The organism is Candidatus Acetatifactor stercoripullorum (genome assembly GCF_944382095.1).
Classification (GTDB): domain Bacteria; phylum Bacillota; class Clostridia; order Lachnospirales; family Lachnospiraceae; genus Acetatifactor; species Acetatifactor stercoripullorum.
In genome coordinates this window covers 56,043-74,527 of sequence record NZ_CALWMU010000003.1, presented here as the reverse complement: position 1 = coordinate 74,527, position 18,485 = coordinate 56,043, and the positions used below count along the sequence as shown (strand labels likewise).

Genomic DNA, 18,485 nt, shown 5'->3' with positions numbered 1-18,485 from the left:
AAAATCTCCTTTCATTTAAAAGCATTCATTCAATATTTCAAGAATCTCCTCCGGAGTCATTTTTTTGTAGCTGCCCGGCGAGATAGCGCAGGAATCAGCAATCTCCTTCAGCATAGACTGATCGGAAACGCCAAGCTCCTGCAGTGAGGTGGGCAGGCCGATCTCTTTTATAAAATCAGCCAGGGCGTCGATACCGGCCAGGGCAAGCTCCTCGTCAGTTTTCCCGTTCCGGGCAATGCCCCAGACGTTTTGTGCAAAACGGACAAACTTGGAAAGCCCTTCCCTGTAAATATGCCGGTAATAAACAGGGTGCAGAACCGCCAGACCGCAGCCGTGGTTACAGTCGGTGTAGGCTCCCAGCTGATGCTCCATGTTGTGGCACTGGAAGTCGCATTTTTTACCCATCTTGATAATACGGTTTTCCGCCATGGTGGAATCCCACATCAGATTGCTGCGGGCGTTATAATCCTCCGGATTTTGGATGGCGCAACGCAGGTTGCGGATGACGCTTCTCATCAGCGCCTCCATAATATCATCGGAGACATTGTCCTCATTGGGCTCGCTGAAATAGGTCTCCATGATATGGCTCAAAATGTCAAAGCTGCCGGATACCATCTGCCCTTGGGGCACACTGTAGGTATAGGAAGGGTCCATCAGGGCAAAACGGGGATTTAATTTCGGATAATCCCGTCCGGTTTTGACCTTTTTCTCCTCATTGGTGATGACGGCGCCGCCGTTGCACTCGCTGCCGGTGCCGGCTACGGTGACAATCACGCCCAGGGGCAGGGGCTCTGTCTCAATTACGCCAGGCCTTGCCCAAAAGTCATCCCAAATATCTCCCTCATACCGGGCGGCAAGGGATACCGCTTTACAGCAGTCCATAACGGAACCGCCTCCGATGCCCAGAATCATATCCACATTGCTTTCCCGGGCAAGCCTTGCCCCCTCCTTAACCTTGGCATAGGTGGGGTTTGCCATAATTCCAGAAAATTCCACGATGGTCTTTCCAGCTTCCTTTAAGATGCCTGCTACCTCATCATAGACGCCGTTTTTCTTGATGGAGCCGCCGCCATAGGCCAGCAGCAGGGTGGAGGCGTCCCTGGTCAGACAGGACAGATATTCCTTCACACAGCCCTTTCCAAAATAGACATACGTGGAATTTTGAAAAATAAAGTTATTCATAAAATCATTCCTTTCTGCTTGATCTTGCTTCTACATTTGCGCTTCCCAAAAGGTCACAGCCTCATCCAGCCAGCCCTCCGCTGCGGTGCCTGTGCCCAGACCAAAACCATGGCCTAAGCCCGGATAATGATGAAACTCAGTGGGGATGCCTAAGCTGCTTAAGGCCTGGAGGCGTCTTTCCATGGTGCGCCAGCTTGCAATGCCGTCATTTTCACCCACACAGGCAAAGGTGGGAGGGTCATTTTCCGTATAATCAGAATGGCCCGTGTACTGCATAATCACCGCGCCAGGCTGGGGCAGATTCTCTCCGCCGAAAGCAGCCGGTCCATAGGAGCCCAGCCAGGCCGCCATCCTGGCGCCTGCAGAGCCGCCCCAAAGAGAGTAACAGTCGGTGTCTATCTGAAGCTCTTCAGCGTTTTCAAAAATAAAGCTGATGGCCCGGGCCAAATCCTCGCAGGCGGTCTGTGCCCCTGGACGGTAGATCAGTGCGAAGGCATTGTAGCCTTGTTTGGACAGCTCTAAGGCATGAGGAAAACTGTCCTGCATGGCGCCCACATAGGCGAATCCGCCGCCGGCATTGCATACGGCAAATTTTGCCCCAGGCTCACCCCGGAAGAAAAACAGCCCGGTATCCTCCTTTTGGGGGTCAGCCGCTTTTTCTTCCTCTGTGTAGATGTCGTAAAACACGGTATCCCCTGCCAGCGCATGCTCCTTCAAATAATTAACGATTTCAACTGTTTCACTGGGGTCTATATTGTTGTACCAGGTAAGGCGCAGACCTCCCAGTGTGCTGCCGCTGTAATAGCTGCTGTTTACCGGAAAAATCAGCCGCCCGTATTCTTCGAAGGCAGGATCGTTTATGACGTCCTCTATTTTGGTATCTGTTGTAAAGGATGCGCCATCTGCCTGCGAGTCCTGCGCGGTCTGTGGGGCTTGCGTGACCTGTGAGGACTGTGCGGCCTCTGCAGACTTTGTGGACTCCTGATCCCTTTGCCGCTCTGCACTGCCGCATCCGGACAGGCAGAGCATAAGGCAAAGCCCAAGAGCAAAGGAAGCTTCTTTTCTCATATTTTTTCACCCGCCTTTCTCTGATCTTATTATAAAAAAATCGAGACCTCCGCAGAAGTCTCGATTGGTTAATCAGTATTTACTTAAAAGTTAATAGTAAAAATCGTTTATAATTTTGCTGTTTTCTCCACTGCCCGGAGGAACTGCTTCACCGACGGGGAGGGATTGGGAGAATGGAGCAGACCAAAGGGAATGGTATATCCCCAGTCCACCGGAAGGATTTTCAACAGAGGGTGCACATACCTCCAGTTTTCTACTGCCATCAAGACGCAGTTGTTGTTTTCACACTGGTTGAAGGCTGCAACATCATAAAAGTCAAAATCTACAATGTGAATCTGCGGATGATTTTTCCACAGATCATCCCGCAGCATATCCACGTAATGGCTCCAGCCTCTGCGCATAAGCATTAGATTTTCCCCGTACAGGTCCGTTACGGTTAATGTATCCTTCTGGGCAAGCCTGTGGTGGATGGAAACTGCACAGCAGATGGGCTCCCGTGAAATTTCAAGACCGGCGCACTGGCGCAGGCTCAGCATGGTTTCATCAAAGATGCCTGCCACTACATCAATATTTTGTCCCAGGTTGGCCAAAATTTCCCGGGCGTTCTCCGGAGTATTATCAAAGGGCACAAGCTGAAATTTTGTGTTGGGACAGTTCTCCTGCAGCTTGGGCCAAAGGTCCACCAGCACCTGGGCTGGCGTCATGGGCGAGGTGCCGATACGGATCACATTTGTGCTGTTTTGCATGGCGTTTTTTGCCCGGGTCACCGAATCCTTGCAGTATTGAATGATGTATTTTGTATCCTGAAAAAGGGACCTTCCGGCTTCCGTCAGCATCAGTCCTCTGTGCGTACGGACAAAAAGCTGTAAATCCAGACTTTCCTCCAAAAGGTTGACCTGCTTGATGACAGCGGGCGGGGAGATATACAGCTTTTCCGCAGCCTTATTGAAGCTTCCGGATTCTGCCACACAAAGAAAAGTTTCCAGCTGGGGATTATACATTGACATACCATCCTTTCCTGAGAAGGGCTTTTCCTCATAATAGCATATTTCAGGGCGGATGGAAAACGAAAAAGAGAAATAAAAAAGAAACCCTGTCCTTTCCGGTCAGGGTTTTCGTCGATGCGACAGGATTTGAACCTGCGACCTCTGCGTCCCGAACGCAGCGCTCTACCAAGCTGAGCCACGCATCGTTATTTCAACATTAAAATAATAAATAAAAAGCCATTGATTGTCAAGTAAAAAACGAATAATATAATAAAAGGGCTTGAAAAAATGAAAAAGAGAAATACGAATGGGGAGAAAAGGATGAATCAGACCATAGTGACTTTGAAAAAGGGCCAGGGGCGCACGCTGAAGGCCGGGGGAATGTGGGTGTACGACAACGAGATCGACACCATCCTGGGAAGCTTTGAAAATGGAGACGTTGTGGCGGTGCATGATTTTGACGGCTTCTTTTTGGGCTGGGGATTTTTGAACACGAAATCAAAGATCGCAGTCCGGCTGTTATCCCGAAAGAAGGAGGCTGTGATCGATGAAGCTTTTATGGAGAAACGGGTTCGAAATGCCTGGGAGTACCGGAAGCAGACCATCGATACGGGAAGCTGCCGCCTGATTTTCGGGGAGGCGGATTTCCTGCCGGGGATTGTGGTGGACAAGTTTTCAAATGTGCTGGTGGTGGAATCTCTGGCGCTGGGGATTGACAGATGGAAGCCTGTGATCGTGGAGGCTCTCAAAAAAATATTGGCCGAGGATGGCATTTGTATCCGGGGCGTATATGAGCGCAGCGACGCAAAGGTGAGGCTTCAGGAGGGAATGGAGCGTTACAAAGGCTTTATAGGAGAGCCCTTTGACACCAAGGTGGAAATCTGTGAAAACGGTGTCAAATATATAGTGGACGTAGAGGAAGGACAAAAAACCGGATTTTTCCTGGATCAGAAGAATAACCGGGCGGCCATACAGCGTCTGAGCAGGGGGAAAAAGGTGCTGGACTGCTTTACCCATACGGGTTCCTTCGCCTTAAACGCCGGAATAGCGGGGGCGGAAAGTGTGCTGGGAGTAGATGCGTCCCTTCTTGCGGTGGAGCAGGCCCGGGAAAATGCCAGGCTGAACCATCTGGAGGACAAGGTGCAGTTTGTCTGCGCAGATGTGTTTGAGCTGCTTCCCAAGCTGGAGGAACAGGGAGAGCGCTTTGACGTGGTGATCCTGGACCCGCCTGCCTTTACCAAATCCCGCAATTCCGTCAAAAATGCGGTGAAGGGATATCGTGAAATCAATCTCCGGGGGCTTAAGCTGGTGAGGGACGGCGGCTTTCTGGCGACCTGCTCCTGTTCTCACTTTATGGAGCCGGAGCTGTTTGCCAAGACCATTAAAGAGGCTGCAGCAGGCGCAAGAAAAAGACTGCGCCAGGTGGAATTCCGCACCCAGGCCTGCGATCACCCCATCCTGTGGGCGGCGGACCAGTCCTATTACTTGAAATTCTATATTTTTCAGGTGGTAAACGAAGGCTGACATACTAAAAGCGGAGTAACAGCTAAAAGGCTGTTACTCCGAAGCGGGGAAATCCAGCTGGATAATGGTTCCCTCCATGGGTGCGCTGCAAATGGCCAGATGAAAGGCATCCCCATACAGCAGATACATACGGAGGTTCACATTATGCAGACCGATGGAATGCGTGGAAGTATTTTCCGTGTCAGCAATCTTTTCTCTTAGTTCTTTCAGCTTTTCTTCCGACATGCCGATGCCGTTATCCTCTACGGTCAGAAGGCATTGTCCCTGTTTTATAACAGCCGTGACTTTTACGCAGCTTTCCCCGTCACAGCGTCCTGAAAGACCATGAAAAACAGCGTTTTCAATCAGGGGTTGGATAATCAGCTTTGGAACAAGAACCTCCTCTGCTTCCGGGCGCAGCGTAAGCTTAAACTGAATTCTGTCCTGATAGCGTTTGGACAGGATATCTACGAAAAGCTGGGCGTAGTAAAATTCTGTGCTTAAGGACACCAGATCCGTAGATTCCAGAGCATATTGCAAAAGCTTGCTGAGGCTTAAGGTAATCTGGGGCACTTCATGTTCATAGCCCAGAGAGTCGATCTCAGTCATATGGATCATATTCAGCGTGTTGAACAGGAAGTGAGGGTTGATCTGGGACTGCAGCGCCAGAAATTTTGCATCGTTTAAGAGCTTTAACTGCTTTTGGAGTTCTTGGGAGAGGGACTGGCTTTTCTGGATATAAGCCATGATCTTACGGATGATTTCCTTGCTTTCCGCATTGCCGATTTCATTGAGGGAGACAGTTCCCGGGTCCTCCAAAAACTGCATAATGGAGCGGATGGGCTTGGTGGAGCGGAACACGAAAAAGAAAATCAGCACCAGGGAAAGGATAAAAAGGCAGAAGGAAAAGGTAAGGAGCAGAGACCTGGTTCCCGTAAGCCTTGAGGTGTAGTCGCTCATGTCGGTAATCAGAACATAGCTCCATGGATATTCTTCAGAATGATACTGAGTATAAATATAGGGCATACTGGCATTGACGAATTCCTGCTTTTGCGTTTCCTCAGCGGCAAAGTGAGAAAGCTCCGGTATGGTGGAGAGAGGCTCATAAACGTCCTTTTGCCCATTGCGGAAAAGGATGCTTCCATCGTCGGTGACAATGTAAATATGCTGTGATTCCAGTTCCGCAAAGGAGGAGAGGGTAGAAAGCTTGGAAAAATCCAGATTCAGTATAATATAATCAAGGCCGGAACCGCTTTCCATAGGCTTTGCCAGACAGACCAGATAAGGGTAATGCCCGTTTTTTCTGCGGGGAAAAAGCAGATAAGGCTTTTCGGTAGGAGCAATCTGCTCCATCCAATTAACATCGCTGTACATGGACGCGTTATATACGGAAAGCTCGCTGGTGGCGATCTTCTGGAAAGCATGGGAATAAAGGTAAATAGAATCCAGCGAGGTATAACTGTTTTTATAGGTATTGAGCTGCTGCAAAATGCGCTGAGAGCCGCTGTCAATCAAAAGATCAGGGCTTTCCATGGTAAAGAAGGTCCGGACGATGGAATTATTGTAAAGGGTAGCCATAATGTAGCGCATGCTCAGCATATAGTCGTCCACGTCCCTGGCCACCCGGACTGTCTGCTGCTGGCTGTAGGTAAGAAATTCATGCTGCAAGGCTTTCCTGGAGCTGCCATAGGTATAGAAAGCGAAGGCCAGGAACAAAATGGTGATAAAGGAAAGCAGAATAAAAAAATATTTAAAGAAGGATTTGTGGAGGGCGTATTTTCGGATGGTATTCATGTTCATTCCTCTAATTCATGATTTTTAATACTTTTCTCCGGTACTCGGTGGGCGTATAGGAGGTATAGTTTCTGAAATTGATAAAAAACCGGTTTTTGCTGGGATACCCTACCATTTTGCCGATATCCTGAACCTTGATATTGGTGTTCAGCAAAAGAAGCGCTTTCTGCATGCGTACCTCCGTGAGATAATCCAGAAAGCTAACGCCGGTTTCCTGCTTAAAGCAGCGGCTGAAATGTGCACTGGACATATACACCTTGGAGGCAAGCTCCTGGCAGGTGAAATCCTCGCTGTAATGCTCCTTGATATAGGAAATGGCAAGGCGTATGCTTTCCTGAGCGCTTGAAGGCTCAGGCCTTGTATAGGGGGCGTTTTCCCCGCTGGGCAGGGTATGGGCTTCATGGGGCTTAAATGCCTGCCCGGAACGGGGGAGAGACTCCTTTAAGGAGGAGGTCAGCTGCTCCAAATGCTGAAAGGAGAATAGAAGCGAAACCGAAATATCCAGCTTTAAAAGAGACTTTGCTTCAGCACACAGCTCCTGCAGGGAATTGTCTGTCACGGCGGCGTCAGGATGAATGATCAGAATATCATAGGATTTTCTGGTGCGGAAAATCGTGCTGACGCATTTGGGACGCAGAAGCATATGGATCAGATTGGTAAATGCGGTCTCCAGGGTTTCCCGTTCATAACAGTAAGGCTCGGAAGGATTTATCAGAGAAAGCCTCAGATACACGCCGCAGCTCTCGGAGAGAGAAAAGGAAAAGTCAAGCCTATGAAAGGCGGCGGCCAGCTTTTGGGGATCGGCAAAAAGCCCGCTGATCAAATCCGCAAAAAACAGCTCCTGATCTTCCAGCAGAGAGGAGGTGTGATCGTGAAGCATCTGATTTTGATGAAGCTTGGAGGAAGCCGCCTCCAGGCTTTGTGTGAGTTCCACAAAATCCAAGGGCTTCAGCAGATAATGGATAACGCCCAGATGCATGGCTGTTTTGGCATAGGTAAATTCACTGTATCCGCTGATAATGATAGGAACAAAAAACGTAGAAAGCTCCTGGAGCTTTTGAATCAGCTCCAGGCCGTCCATGACAGGCATGCGGATATCTGTTATGACAATGTCGGCCGGATTTTTCCTAAAAGCATCAAAAGCCTCCGCGCCATTCCCATAGACTCCGGTGATCTCATAGGAGGGAAACTTCATCTGTAAAAACTGCTGGATGTGGGACCGGGTCATAGGTTCATCATCCACGATCATGATTTTATTCATAAAAATCTCCATTTCAAGTTGTTCCATTTTATCCAACAATTCCCCTTGCTGAGTTATAGTATATCATACGATTTATCCAAAAACAAACAATGCGAGCGAAAACGGTGCTTATATCAGAAAACGATACTTTAAATTGCTTTTTTCCCTTTTTATAATAAATTTATCAGGAAAGAAGTCATGGAGAGCTTCGGAAAGGAGTCAGATTGAAACGAAGTAAAATCAGCAAGGTTACATACAAAGAAAGCATAAGTCTGACAATGCTGGCGCTTCCCGGAATTGTACTTTTGTTTATCTTTAATTATCTGCCCATGGCGGGAATCATAATCGCTTTTAAGGATTATAAGCCGTTAAAGGGAATTCTGGGAAGTGAATGGTGCGGGCTGGAAAATTTCAAATTTTTCTTTACCTCCCAGGACGCGGCCAGAGTTATCAGAAATACGCTGGGGTACAGTATTCTTTTTATCGTAGTAGGACTTTTTGCCAGCGTGGGTCTTGCGCTGATGTTTTACAGTCTGCGTTCCAGAAAGGCGCTGAAATTTTACAACACAGTGATGATCCTGCCGAAATTTCTGTCCGTGGTAATCATATCCTTTTTGACCTACACAATTTTGAACCCCTCCTATGGTATTGCAAATACCATTATTCAGGCATTCGGCGGAGAGAAGGTGCAGTGGTATTCGGTTCCGGAATACTGGCCTGTAATTCTCCTGCTGGTGCAGGTATGGAGGACGGTAGGGATGAGCAGCGTCATCTATTATTCGGCGCTGATGGGGCTGGATGAGGGACTTTTAGAGGCCTCCACCTTAGACGGGGCAAACAAGCTCCAGCAGATCATCCATATTATGATACCCCATTTGATTCCCACAATGGTGATTTCCACGATTTTGAATATCGGCCATATGTTTTCGGGGGATTTTGGATTGTTTTACCAGGTGCCCAAGGATCAGGGGCTTTTGTATCCTGCTACGGATATTATCAACACCTATGTTTACCGGGCACTGAAAGCCGGGTCCATGGCAAAGTCCACTGCCGTAGGTCTGTTTCAGTCCGTTGCCGGATTTATTATGGTAATACTCACCAATACGATAGTCAGAAAAATAAGCCCGGAAAACAGCCTGTTTTGACGGAGGTAGCAGCATGAGAAAAAAGAAAATAGCCTGGGGTCAGGTTATACTAAACGCTATATTTATCATTTTTGCCATATGCTATATTGTTCCCTTCCTGTTGTGTATTTCTATATCTTTTTCGGATGAAAAATCCCTTGCCATGGGAGGATATTCTCTGATACCCAGAGTTTTTTCCCTGGAGTCCTATGAGCTGGTATTCCGGAATCCCAGCCAGATTCTCAGGTCCTATGAGGTGAACATTATCTTTACAACGATTTCCACGGCCCTGGCCGTGCTTGTGATGGGGCTTTTGGCATACCCCCTGGCCAGACCTAATTACCGGTTCAAAAGTATTTTAAGCTTCTTTGTTTTTTTTACCATGCTGTTTTCGGGAGGAATGGTGCCGTCCTATTTATTGATCGTCCGCTATCTGCACCTAAACGACAATCTGCTGGTATATATATTGCCGGGACTGGTATCTGCGTACAGTGTGATGATCATACGGACCAATTATCGTTCCATTCCCTATGAGCTGATAGAAGCGGCAAAGGTGGACGGAGCCACGGAATTGTTTATCTGTTTCCGCATCGTAATGCCTCTGAGCAAGCCGGTGCTTGCATCCATCGGATTTTTGTTCCTGGTAGATAAATGGAACGACTGGATGACGTCCATGCTGTATATTCGTGATCCCAATCTTTATTCCCTGCAATATCTTCTGCAGAGAATTTTAAATGAGGCGGAATACCTGCGGCAGCTGGCGGACGCAGGATCGCTGATGGGCGGAGAGGTATTCCCCACAGAGAGCTTCCGCTATGCCATGGCGCTGGTGGTAGCGGGACCGGTTTTGCTTATTTTCCCTTTCTTCCAGAAATATTTTGCGAAAGGAATGACGCTGGGAGGAGTGAAGGGGTAAGGTATTATTTTTTATCACATTAAAGGAGGAAGAAATATGAGAGAGAAAACCATGAAAAGGGCGGCGGGCTTAATGGCGGCAGTGATGCTCCTTGGTCTGGCGGGCTGCGGCAGCCAGGAGACCACAGAAAGCAGTCAGGCCCAGGAAAGCGATGCGCTGCCTGTTTCGTCAGAGGAGGCGGCAGAACCAAAGGAGCCGGTTACGCTGGAGTGGTATTACCGTGGAAACGGGCAGCAGGAGGACACGGAAATGGTGGAGCAGAGGGTAAATGAGCTGCTCAAAACATATCCGGGCCTGGAGCATGTGACAATCAACCTGAATTGCTCCACTTCGTCGGAGTATCAGGAGCATGTGACCCTGGCACAGTCCGCAGGCCAGCAGATCGACATTTTGAATTCGGTTTCCCTGGACTTTTATGAGCAGGTGGAAAACGGAAGCTATATGCCCCTGGATGATCTCATCAGCGATGAGCTGAGAGCGGAGCTGCCGGAATGGCTGTGGAAGATGGGCAGCGTGGACGGCAAAATCTACATGGTTCCCAATTATCAGCAGGCATGTAATATGGGTTATCTGTTTACTCCGAAGGAGTATATGGATAAATATGGGGATTATGACAAGATCGTTTCCGTGCTGACGGATCCTGACAGCAGCTATGAGGATAAGATGGCGGTGATGGAGGAATATCTCATGGCGGTCCGGGAAGGAGAGGGCGATGGCAAATATCTTCCTTCTCTGCCAAGCAGAGTGCTGTCGGAAACAGGAACACAGGGCTTTTACTTCAGAGACTATTTTGATGTTGTCTCAGGAGACTTTATCGTGGAAGCCGGCAGCGGTGAGGTGACCTATAAATATGCCACCGATATGGCAAGGCAGCTTTGCGCGCTCAGCGCCCAGTGGTATGACGCTGGTATCATTCATCCGGATGTGCTGACTGTTGAGGCCTCTGAGCTTCGATATGAAAATATGCTGAATCCCACCTCTTGGATTCTCAGCTACAATGGCGCCATCGGAGATCCTGAGACGGTGGCGGAAACCTATAAAAACGATTGGGGCTTCGAGGTAGTGGCAATTCCCACACAGCAGCAGTATTACATTCAGAACAGCTGGGCGGCAGGCGGCAATGGCATTTCTTCCACCTGCGAGCATCCTGAGGAGGCAATCAAATTTATTGAAGCCCTTACTACAGGCACCGAAAAAGGCAAAGAAATCTATAACACGATGGTATTTGGCATAGAAGGAGTGCATTATACAAGGGATGAAAATGATCCGGACAGAATAGAGACCCTTGAATACAGCGGAGCCCAGGGCGGAATCGATACCTCCTATGCCGCGATGAAATGGATCATTGGAAATACCTTTTACGCCTATAAGAATCAGGCTGTATCTGATGAGAACAGCGCCATTGCCCTGGAGGTAAACGAGGGCGACAATACCATTACCTCCGACCTGGTGGGATTTGTGGCGGATACGGACAGCGTTTCCGTACAATTAGACCAGATCAAGGCGGTGACCAGCGAGTACAGAGATACCTTGCTGCAGGGCGTGCTGGGAGAAGCCGGCTGGGAAGCCTGCTACAATGAATATATAGAAAAATTAAAAGTGGCCGGTATGGATGAGGTAATTGCAGAGTTCCAAAGGCAGCTGGATGAATTTCTGGCAAATCAATAAACGCGTTTCCGTTAAAGGAAAGCAGGAAGAGGGGGATGCTGCGGCATCCCCTTTCCATACCGGGAAAATATGCTTCATAAGAGGGCCGGGAGTATGAATAGAAAATATCGTGACGAAATGATCAGGCGGCTGGTGGAAATGGAGCCGGAAAATGATGTTTACGGAGGAAGCAGCATTGCCAAAATCCTGTACTGTAAAGAGAAGGTATCGGAGGCAGATAAACAGCTTTGCCGGGTGGCAAAGTGGTTTGAGCTTCCCCATCCCAGCGGGAGAGACCCACAGGGAGAGCCGGATTTTGCGGCGGGCAAGCTGATTCGGGCGCTGTGCCTGGCACGGGAGAGCCTCAGTGAAAAGACCCTAAAGGCTATCCATGCTTTTTTCACGGAGAGAGATTTTGAAAGCAAATACAAATCAGAAAACCATATGCTGCTGTTTCGAACCGCCAGATATTTGTATGCCTTTAGATATCAGGATGCCTTTTTTAAACAATACCAAAAAACGGCAAAGGAAATCCTTTCTGAGGACAGAAAATACATCCGGGATTTTATCAGGTTCCGTGCCCGGAGAGGATGGGCGGAATTTGATTCGCTGGGATATGGCGCGGAATCCCTGGGAGCTTTGCTGAATCTGATTGATTTTGGGGAAGAGGGCACAAGCCGTTATGCCGCTATGAGCGTTGACGTGCTGCTTATGGACATGATCGCGGACTGCTCCAGGGAAGGGCTTTACGGAGGAGCCCATGGGAGAGTGTATGAAAAAATGGTATTGGATTTTAAAAATGCGCCCATGTGCGGAGTCTACCAGTATTATTTCGGAGAAGAAATCTATGGCTATGAAGCAATAGAGCTTCTCTCCTCCGGCTACCGTCCCCCGGACTATATATATGAGATGGTTCTTAGCAGACCCGAAAGCTGGGAGAACTATGAGAGCAAGCATCTGCACTCTATTACCTGCAAGACTCCTCAGAGGCAGCTGCCCCAGGTTCCGGGCAGCATCAACAAATATACTTATGTGACGCCTTATTATGTGATCGGGGCGGTAAACTGGCAGGATGACTATCCCAAGGGAAGTGAAGCGGCCTGGTATGCCCATCACCAGCAGCATGAGTGGGAGCTTACTCTTTGCGGAGACACCGACCTGCGGATTTTTACCCATCATCCGGGAAGCTTTGGAGCGGAGGGAAGGGAGCATGGATACTGGACCGGTGACCTGGGCTGCGGCTGCGGAAGTTTTTACTGCCACAAAAATGTGGCGATGGCTCTTTACGATATACCGGAAAAGGAAATTCCCATGATACACACCCATATACCATTGAAAAAATTAAAAATTCAAGTGGAGGGCAGATATCTGTGGTTTCAAAAGGGGGATGAGGTATACGGAATGCTCTGGAGCTTCTGCGGCTTTCAGGAGGGAAGCCAAAAGTACCATGACATAGAATGGAAGAGCGTGGGAAGGAGGCATGCCATAGTGTGCACTGTGGATACAAAAGAGCATTATCCGTCCCTGGAGGCGTTTCAAGAAGCAGTCCGCCCACAGAAAATAAGCTTTGATAGTGACAGGATGATCCTTGCATTCGGGAAACTGGCCATGAGTAAAAAACACCGCTTTTACCAGGGAAAACAGGAAGCATTTCCCTACCCTACATATGCTTCCCCCATGCTGCGGTCCGACTGGGGGAGCGGAAGGATACAGGCAGGGGACGTGACGCTGGATTTTACAGAGGATGTGTGAAAAAGCTTTGGACGGAGGATGGCATGGAGAAAATATTAAAGCATATGCTGGAAACCAGGCCGCAGGCAGAGGTAGAATATATGCCCTATTATGCGGCGGAAGGAATTCGGAAAAGGCCCGTGCTCAAGGGCTGGGAGATAGATTTGGGCAGGCTCTGTCCGGAGGGGAAAAAAGGACAGCAGATATGGATTAAGACATACGTTTTGGGAGAAAAGAAAGACAATGCCTTGCTGAATCTCAAGGGGAGCTGCAGCGCGGTATATTATGATGGAGAGAAAGTGCAGCCCAAGTGGGAGGACGACAAGGGAAAATGCTATGCAATAGAGGTATCCCCCAGACGGCGGGAGCTTATTGTGCAGTGTACGCTGGAAGAAAGCCCCCAGATTCTGGAAATGGCAATATCCACTGTTTATTACCGGGGAATGGAGGCGAAGGACTATCTGAATCATATCAGCACCGTAATTTCCGTTCATGGGCTGGAAATGGAAGGGGTGACGGCAAAACCCTATTCCGCCCGGACGAAAGATCAGGAGGAATTCTTTGCGCCTTTTGGGAAAGCCTCTGGGGAAGACCCTTTAAGGGTGGATTTTGGCAGATGGTACGGGCGGGAAAAGGGCATAATTGCTTATGCCGTAAGCTGCTGCAAAAGAGATGGCAGGGTAAGCATTGAACCCTTTTCCGAGTGCAGAATACTGGTAAACGGTCAATTAGCTAAAGAGGACTCCTCCCGGGAAGGGGCAGTGGAAACGAAAGGGCCGCCAGAAAGCATTCATTTGAAAAAGGGAGACGTGCTCTTAATCAAGGCCTCGAAAACATCCTCCGGATGGGGATTTTGCTGTCAGGATCAGGAGAAGGTGCTGGAGCTTCCCCTGGTGAAGAAAAAGGAGGGAATTTTGGGGAAATTTTTACTGGTGGGAGCGTTCGGGGCGGAGGACAGCGTAAATACCCTGTTTGGGCCGGAGCGGCGTCTGCAGTGGAAAACGCCTTATTTCAACGCGGCAGGAGAGCGCTGTTTCTGGCGCTTTAACGCGGAAAGGCTGTATCTGCGGCCTTATGTGAATACCAGCTTTTTCGGACAATGGTTTTACGCCCTGATGGTGGGAAATTACGGTCTGCTTTGCGCCTCGGAATTTCTCGGGCGAAGGGAGCTGACAGATTACTTTTTGAAAAACATGGAGCTTCTTTCGGATTTTTTTGAGTATGCAAAATATGATGGAATGCTTTTCGGGGAGCCGCCCTTTCTGCAAAGAAGCGTATTTCTCGACAACCTTGATTCCATAGGAGCGGTGGGAATGTGTCTGGCGGAGAGTTACCAACGTACCCTGGACGGCAGAACATTGTCCGTTGTGCTTGAGCTGGCCCAAGCGGCCAGGCGCAATGTGCCCAGGTTTCAGGACGGCTCCTTCCACAGAAAAGACACCATGTGGGCGGACGATGTTTTTATGAGCGTTCCCTTTTTTGCGCGAATGTGGGAGATAACGGGCAAAGAGGAGTATCTGTCGGAATGTATCTGCCAGTTTCGGGGCTTTCAAAAGAGGCTGTATATCAGAGAAAAAGGGATTTTTTCACATATATATTTTCTGGACAAGGAAAGGGCCAACGGGATTCCCTGGGGAAGAGGCAATGGCTGGGTCTTTTTGTCTGCGGCGGATTTTTTGAAAAAGCTCTGGGAGCATGAAAAGGGAAACGGACTTTGGGAAAAGGCCCGGGAGATTCTTGCTTTTTTCAGGGAATTTGCAGCGGGGGTGGTCCGATACCAGGATCAGGAGGGAATGTGGCATCAGATACTGGATGAGGAGACCTCCTATCAGGAAACCTCCTGTACCGGAATGTTTGTGACAGGAATTTCCTATGGCGTATCCTGCGGCTTTTTGGAGCCTTCCTATATCTATTATGCCAGAAAGGGAATGGAGGCGCTGCGCCGGAAGGCCATCACGGAGGAAGGAGTGGTAAAAGGGGTGTGCAGAGGGTCCGGCTGTTCCATGGAGAGAAGCTATTACAGAACGCTGGGAGCTGTGGATGACGACGACCATGGCACGGGAATCGTTCTGCTGGCCATGACGGCTCTGCAGGAGGCGGAAAGGGCCGCAGTCCATAAGGAGGAATCAGAGTGGAAGAGAATTTTTTGCTGAATACGCCTGTTTCGCAATGGCTTTATCACGAATGTGTAGGGAAGCTGCCCATTATTGATTACCATAATCATTTAAGCAGAAGGGCGCTCTTATCCGGCAAAGGCTGTGAGAACCTTGCGCAGCTCTGGGTGTGCTGCGATCCCTACAAGCACAGAGCCATGCGCATCTGCGGGATTGATGAAAAATATATCACCGGACAGGCAGAGGATTGGGACAAGTTTCAGGCGTGGATGTCCGTTTTGCCAAGATTGGTGGGAAATCCTTTGTATGACTGGTCGATTCTTGAAATGAAAAGAGTTTTCGGAATCTCCCTGGAACCGGGGGTCACAGATGCCCAAGGGCTTTGGGAACAGGCAGAGGACCTGCTTTCAAAGCAGGATCACGATCCCTTAAAGCTGCTTTCAGGCTTTGGGGTGGAATATGCCGCGCCCTGCGCGCTGCTGACGGAGGATATCTCAGATTTCTCCCAGCTTGACCATTTTGCGCCCTCCCTGAGAGGAGACAATATAGTGGAGGCGTCCGCAGAAACGCTGGAGAGCTTAGAGCAGCTGACCCAAGTGTCCATTGGGACGCTTGAGGATTACTACAGGGCCATTTCCCTGAGACTGGATGCGTTTTCCAGGGCTGGATGTAAATTTGCGGATCATGCGCTGGATAACGGCTTTTCCTATTTTCAGGAGGACGGAACCGAAAAAGCGCTTTTTGTCAGGCGAAGGAGAGGGGATTTGCTGACCGGGCGGGAGAGAGAAAGGCTTTCATCGGAGATTCTGCGATTTCTGGCCGGGGAGTATGCCAGGCGGGGATGGGTGCTGCAGCTGCATATGGGCGCCCAAAGGTACACAAGCTCCCGGCTCAGGGCTCTGGCCGGGCCGGAGGGCGGCATTGCGGGAATCGGCAGCTGCTGTAATGTGAAAGCGCTGACCCGGATGCTGGATGACTTTGAGAAAGGACAATGGGGCATGCCCCGTGTGATTTTGTTTACAATGAATCCAGCGGACCATGCGCCGATGGCCGTCTTAAGCGGCTCTTACAGCCAGGACGGCGCGGCCGGAAAGGTGCAGCTGGGGCCGGCCTGGTGGTGGTGCGACCACTTGTACGGGATGCGCCAGGTTCTTGAAAATATCAGCTCCTTCGGCGTTCTTTCCGTGTTTATCGGAATGACCACTGATTCCAGAAGCATCCTTTCCTTTGTGCGGCATGAGTATTTCAGAAGGGTGCTATGCGGCTGGCTGGGAAGCAAGGCAGAGAAGGGCGAGCTTCTGGCTTCCTGGGAAAATCTTAAAAGGCTGGCGGAGGACGTGTGCTATTACAATGCAAAAAGAATCATAGAGGAAAAGAGGCGGGACAATGAATTTTAATGTGAGGGAAGATATCATTCAAATGACATCCCTGTGGAAGGGGGAGCGTTTTCCGGATGGGAGACCCAGGGTGGCGGATAAATATCTTAAGGCTCTTGAGTCATTGACCCTGGAGGAGGTATGGAAGCCCATTTTTGTCAAGGGCTATGAAAATCAGTTTGAAGGGCGCTTAAGGCTGCTCCATAATGATGGGCGGAAGCTGATCGGCAGGGCGGTGACGTCCGTCTTTTGTCCCACAAGGCCGGATTTGCATGCTATGGCTATGGAGATTGGAAGAAGCGAGGGGAGAAACGGGACCTACAATCAATGGGTGGTGGACAGCCTGGTGGAGGGAGATGTGTGCGTGGCGGATATGTACGACAAAATTTATAAGGGTACCTTCCTGGGAGGAAACCTTACCACTGCCATTGCAAAGAAAACCAAGACGGGAGGCGGAGTGATCTGGGGAGGAATCCGGGATCTGGAGCAGATGAAGCGGATCAAGGAGGTACAGGTCTATTACAGAGGAATCGATCCCACACCGATCAGAGAATTTGTCATGACGGGCTTTAATGTGCCGGTGAGAATCGGAAATGCGGTATGCCTTCCAGGGGATATTGTGTTTGGGACGGACGCCGGGGTATTGTTTATTCCGGCCCACCTGGTAGAGGAGGTGGTTGAGGGCGCTGTGAAAACAAAGGTAAAGGATATGTTCGGGTTTGAGATGATCAGCCAAAATAAATTTACCACAGCGCAGATTGATAAAAATGTGTGGACGGTGGAAATGCTGGATCTGCTGATGGAGTATATCGAAAAAAATGAGGCCGCGGCGGAATTCAGGGATATGGACTGGTCGCAGGAGTACAGTCTGGCAAGACAGGAGAACGCAGATCATATGCAGTCGGCGTTGTAGGAGATGAATATTCCCTTAAAAGAGGGCAGGAGGTTTGCAGATGAGCGAAATATTTCAGAATCAGACGGCGGTCGTCACAGGAGCAGGAGGGACGCTGTGCTCGCAGGTGGCAGTAAAGCTTGCGGCGGAGGGAGCAAAGACAGTTCTGGTTGGAAGAACGGAAGAAAAATTACAGAAGGTGGCCGATCAAATTCGTTCCGCAGGGGGAGAGTGTATGGTGAGAGCTGCGGACGTCACAGACGAAGCTGCCATGGATGCCATTGCGCGGGAGGTGGCGAAAGTGTACGGGCCCTGCCGGTATCTGATCAATGGGGCGGGAGGCAATCAAAAGGGCGCCATCACCACCAATTTTACATATGAACCGGAGGAATTGGAGGAGAAAAGGCCGGAGGACAGGATGGGCTTTTTTGACTTAGACCTTAAGGTGTTTGAAAGCGTGCTTAAGACAAATACCATGGGAACGGTAATTCCGGTGAGGGCTTTTGCAAGGCAGATGGCGGCGGAGGGAAAAGGCAGTATTTTAAATTTTGCGTCTATGAACAGCGTCCGTCCCCTCACCCGTGTGCCTGCTTACGCAATGAGCAAAGCGGCGGTGGTAAATTTCACACAGTGGCTTGCAGTGTATTTTGCACCGGCAGGGATCAGGGTGAATGCGGTGGCGCCGGGCTTTTTTGTAAATGATAGAAGCCAAAAGCTCCTTTATACACCGGAGGGGACGTTGAGCAGGAGAGGGGAAAATATCATAAACCACACCCCCATGGGACGCTTCGGACAGGCGCAGGAGCTGCTTGGAAGTATTTTATGGCTGTTGGACGATGAAAAGGCATCCTTTGTAACTGGCATTACAGTGCCTGTGGACGGCGGATTTCTGGCGCACAGCGGTATTTAGCA

At 49.6% G+C, this 18,485-nt stretch carries 14 protein-coding genes and 1 tRNA gene; 9 read left to right on the top strand and 6 right to left on the bottom strand.

The features are described from left to right. Positions 1–15 precede the first annotated feature (15 nt). From SHK35_RS01700 to SHK35_RS01685, 4 genes are all read right to left on the bottom strand, one after another. The gene (locus tag SHK35_RS01700) at positions 16–1,182 is read right to left on the bottom strand and encodes an iron-containing alcohol dehydrogenase (protein ID WP_318708245.1); all 1,167 of its coding nucleotides are present in this window, start codon (positions 1,180–1,182) and stop codon (positions 16–18) included. Positions 1,183–1,212: 30 nt separating this feature from the next. Beyond that, positions 1,213–2,250, bottom strand: coding sequence for an alpha/beta hydrolase (locus SHK35_RS01695; RefSeq protein ID WP_318708244.1), 1,038 nt, complete (start codon positions 2,248–2,250; stop codon positions 1,213–1,215). A 107-nt stretch (positions 2,251–2,357) separates the two neighbouring features. Then, on the bottom strand, positions 2,358–3,257 hold the full coding sequence (locus SHK35_RS01690) for a LysR family transcriptional regulator (protein WP_330638146.1): 900 nt from the start codon (positions 3,255–3,257) through the stop codon (positions 2,358–2,360). Between the two features lie 111 nt (positions 3,258–3,368). Then, positions 3,369–3,442 (bottom strand) — tRNA-Pro (locus tag SHK35_RS01685). A 115-nt stretch (positions 3,443–3,557) separates the two neighbouring features. Between SHK35_RS01685 and SHK35_RS01680 the strand changes: the two genes are divergently transcribed. Continuing rightward, positions 3,558–4,760 carry a class I SAM-dependent rRNA methyltransferase gene (locus SHK35_RS01680; RefSeq protein WP_318708243.1) on the top strand — a complete coding sequence of 401 codons (1,203 nt, stop codon included), beginning with the start codon at positions 3,558–3,560 and terminating at the stop codon, positions 4,758–4,760. Positions 4,761–4,793: 33 nt separating this feature from the next. On the opposite strand, the gene SHK35_RS01675 is transcribed toward SHK35_RS01680, so the two are convergent. Beyond that, positions 4,794–6,533: a cache domain-containing sensor histidine kinase gene (locus SHK35_RS01675; protein WP_318708241.1), complete on the bottom strand. Its 1,740-nt coding sequence runs from the start codon at positions 6,531–6,533 to the stop codon at positions 4,794–4,796. A 10-nt stretch (positions 6,534–6,543) separates the two neighbouring features. Further along, on the bottom strand, positions 6,544–7,794 hold the full coding sequence (locus SHK35_RS01670) for a response regulator transcription factor (protein WP_318708240.1): 1,251 nt from the start codon (positions 7,792–7,794) through the stop codon (positions 6,544–6,546). A gap of 203 nt (positions 7,795–7,997) precedes the next feature. Here SHK35_RS01670 and SHK35_RS01665 point away from each other — a divergent pair, with 203 nt between their 5' ends. The 8 genes from SHK35_RS01665 (at position 7,998) to SHK35_RS01630 (ending at position 18,483) form a co-directional block, all read left to right on the top strand. Continuing rightward, positions 7,998–8,918, top strand: a complete 921-nt coding sequence (locus tag SHK35_RS01665; protein ID WP_318708239.1) for an ABC transporter permease — start codon at positions 7,998–8,000, stop codon at positions 8,916–8,918. Positions 8,919–8,931: 13 nt separating this feature from the next. Next, positions 8,932–9,813: a carbohydrate ABC transporter permease gene (locus SHK35_RS01660; protein WP_318708238.1), complete on the top strand. Its 882-nt coding sequence runs from the start codon at positions 8,932–8,934 to the stop codon at positions 9,811–9,813. Between the two features lie 36 nt (positions 9,814–9,849). Further along, positions 9,850–11,481 (top strand): ABC transporter substrate-binding protein, encoded by a 1,632-nt coding sequence (locus SHK35_RS01655; RefSeq protein WP_318708237.1) that lies wholly within the window; start codon positions 9,850–9,852, stop codon positions 11,479–11,481. A gap of 93 nt (positions 11,482–11,574) precedes the next feature. After that, complete coding sequence (locus tag SHK35_RS01650; protein WP_318708236.1) at positions 11,575–13,212, top strand: hypothetical protein; 1,638 nt, start codon at positions 11,575–11,577, stop codon at positions 13,210–13,212. 23 nt (positions 13,213–13,235) lie between these two features. After that, entirely contained in the window at positions 13,236–15,344 is a 2,109-nt protein-coding gene (locus SHK35_RS01645; RefSeq protein ID WP_318708235.1) for a glycoside hydrolase family 88/105 protein, read from the top strand. After that, positions 15,323–16,702 (top strand): glucuronate isomerase, encoded by a 1,380-nt coding sequence (locus SHK35_RS01640; RefSeq protein ID WP_318708234.1) that lies wholly within the window; start codon positions 15,323–15,325, stop codon positions 16,700–16,702. The genes SHK35_RS01645 and SHK35_RS01640 overlap by 22 nt, the downstream gene beginning before the upstream one ends. Next, the gene (locus tag SHK35_RS01635; RefSeq protein ID WP_318708233.1) at positions 16,692–17,594 is read left to right on the top strand and encodes an RraA family protein; all 903 of its coding nucleotides are present in this window, start codon (positions 16,692–16,694) and stop codon (positions 17,592–17,594) included. The genes SHK35_RS01640 and SHK35_RS01635 overlap by 11 nt, the downstream gene beginning before the upstream one ends. A gap of 40 nt (positions 17,595–17,634) precedes the next feature. Beyond that, positions 17,635–18,483 carry an SDR family NAD(P)-dependent oxidoreductase gene (locus SHK35_RS01630; protein ID WP_318708232.1) on the top strand — a complete coding sequence of 283 codons (849 nt, stop codon included), beginning with the start codon at positions 17,635–17,637 and terminating at the stop codon, positions 18,481–18,483. Positions 18,484–18,485: the final 2 nt, after the last annotated feature.

What these genes read in the sequence shown, in the direction of transcription:
- SHK35_RS01700 (WP_318708245.1), bottom strand. Translation starts at nt 1,182, where the DNA reads ATGAATAACTTTATTTTTCAAAATTCCACGTATGTCTATTTTGGAAAG.
- SHK35_RS01695 (WP_318708244.1), bottom strand. Translation starts at nt 2,250, where the DNA reads ATGAGAAAAGAAGCTTCCTTTGCTCTTGGGCTTTGCCTTATGCTCTGC.
- SHK35_RS01690 (WP_330638146.1), bottom strand. Translation starts at nt 3,257, where the DNA reads ATGTCAATGTATAATCCCCAGCTGGAAACTTTTCTTTGTGTGGCAGAA.
- SHK35_RS01680 (WP_318708243.1), top strand. Translation starts at nt 3,558, where the DNA reads ATGAATCAGACCATAGTGACTTTGAAAAAGGGCCAGGGGCGCACGCTG.
- SHK35_RS01675 (WP_318708241.1), bottom strand. Translation starts at nt 6,533, where the DNA reads ATGAATACCATCCGAAAATACGCCCTCCACAAATCCTTCTTTAAATAT.
- SHK35_RS01670 (WP_318708240.1), bottom strand. Translation starts at nt 7,794, where the DNA reads ATGAATAAAATCATGATCGTGGATGATGAACCTATGACCCGGTCCCAC.
- SHK35_RS01660 (WP_318708238.1), top strand. Translation starts at nt 8,932, where the DNA reads ATGAGAAAAAAGAAAATAGCCTGGGGTCAGGTTATACTAAACGCTATA.
- SHK35_RS01655 (WP_318708237.1), top strand. Translation starts at nt 9,850, where the DNA reads ATGAGAGAGAAAACCATGAAAAGGGCGGCGGGCTTAATGGCGGCAGTG.
- SHK35_RS01650 (WP_318708236.1), top strand. Translation starts at nt 11,575, where the DNA reads ATGAATAGAAAATATCGTGACGAAATGATCAGGCGGCTGGTGGAAATG.
- SHK35_RS01645 (WP_318708235.1), top strand. Translation starts at nt 13,236, where the DNA reads ATGGAGAAAATATTAAAGCATATGCTGGAAACCAGGCCGCAGGCAGAG.
- SHK35_RS01635 (WP_318708233.1), top strand. Translation starts at nt 16,692, where the DNA reads ATGAATTTTAATGTGAGGGAAGATATCATTCAAATGACATCCCTGTGG.
- SHK35_RS01630 (WP_318708232.1), top strand. Translation starts at nt 17,635, where the DNA reads ATGAGCGAAATATTTCAGAATCAGACGGCGGTCGTCACAGGAGCAGGA.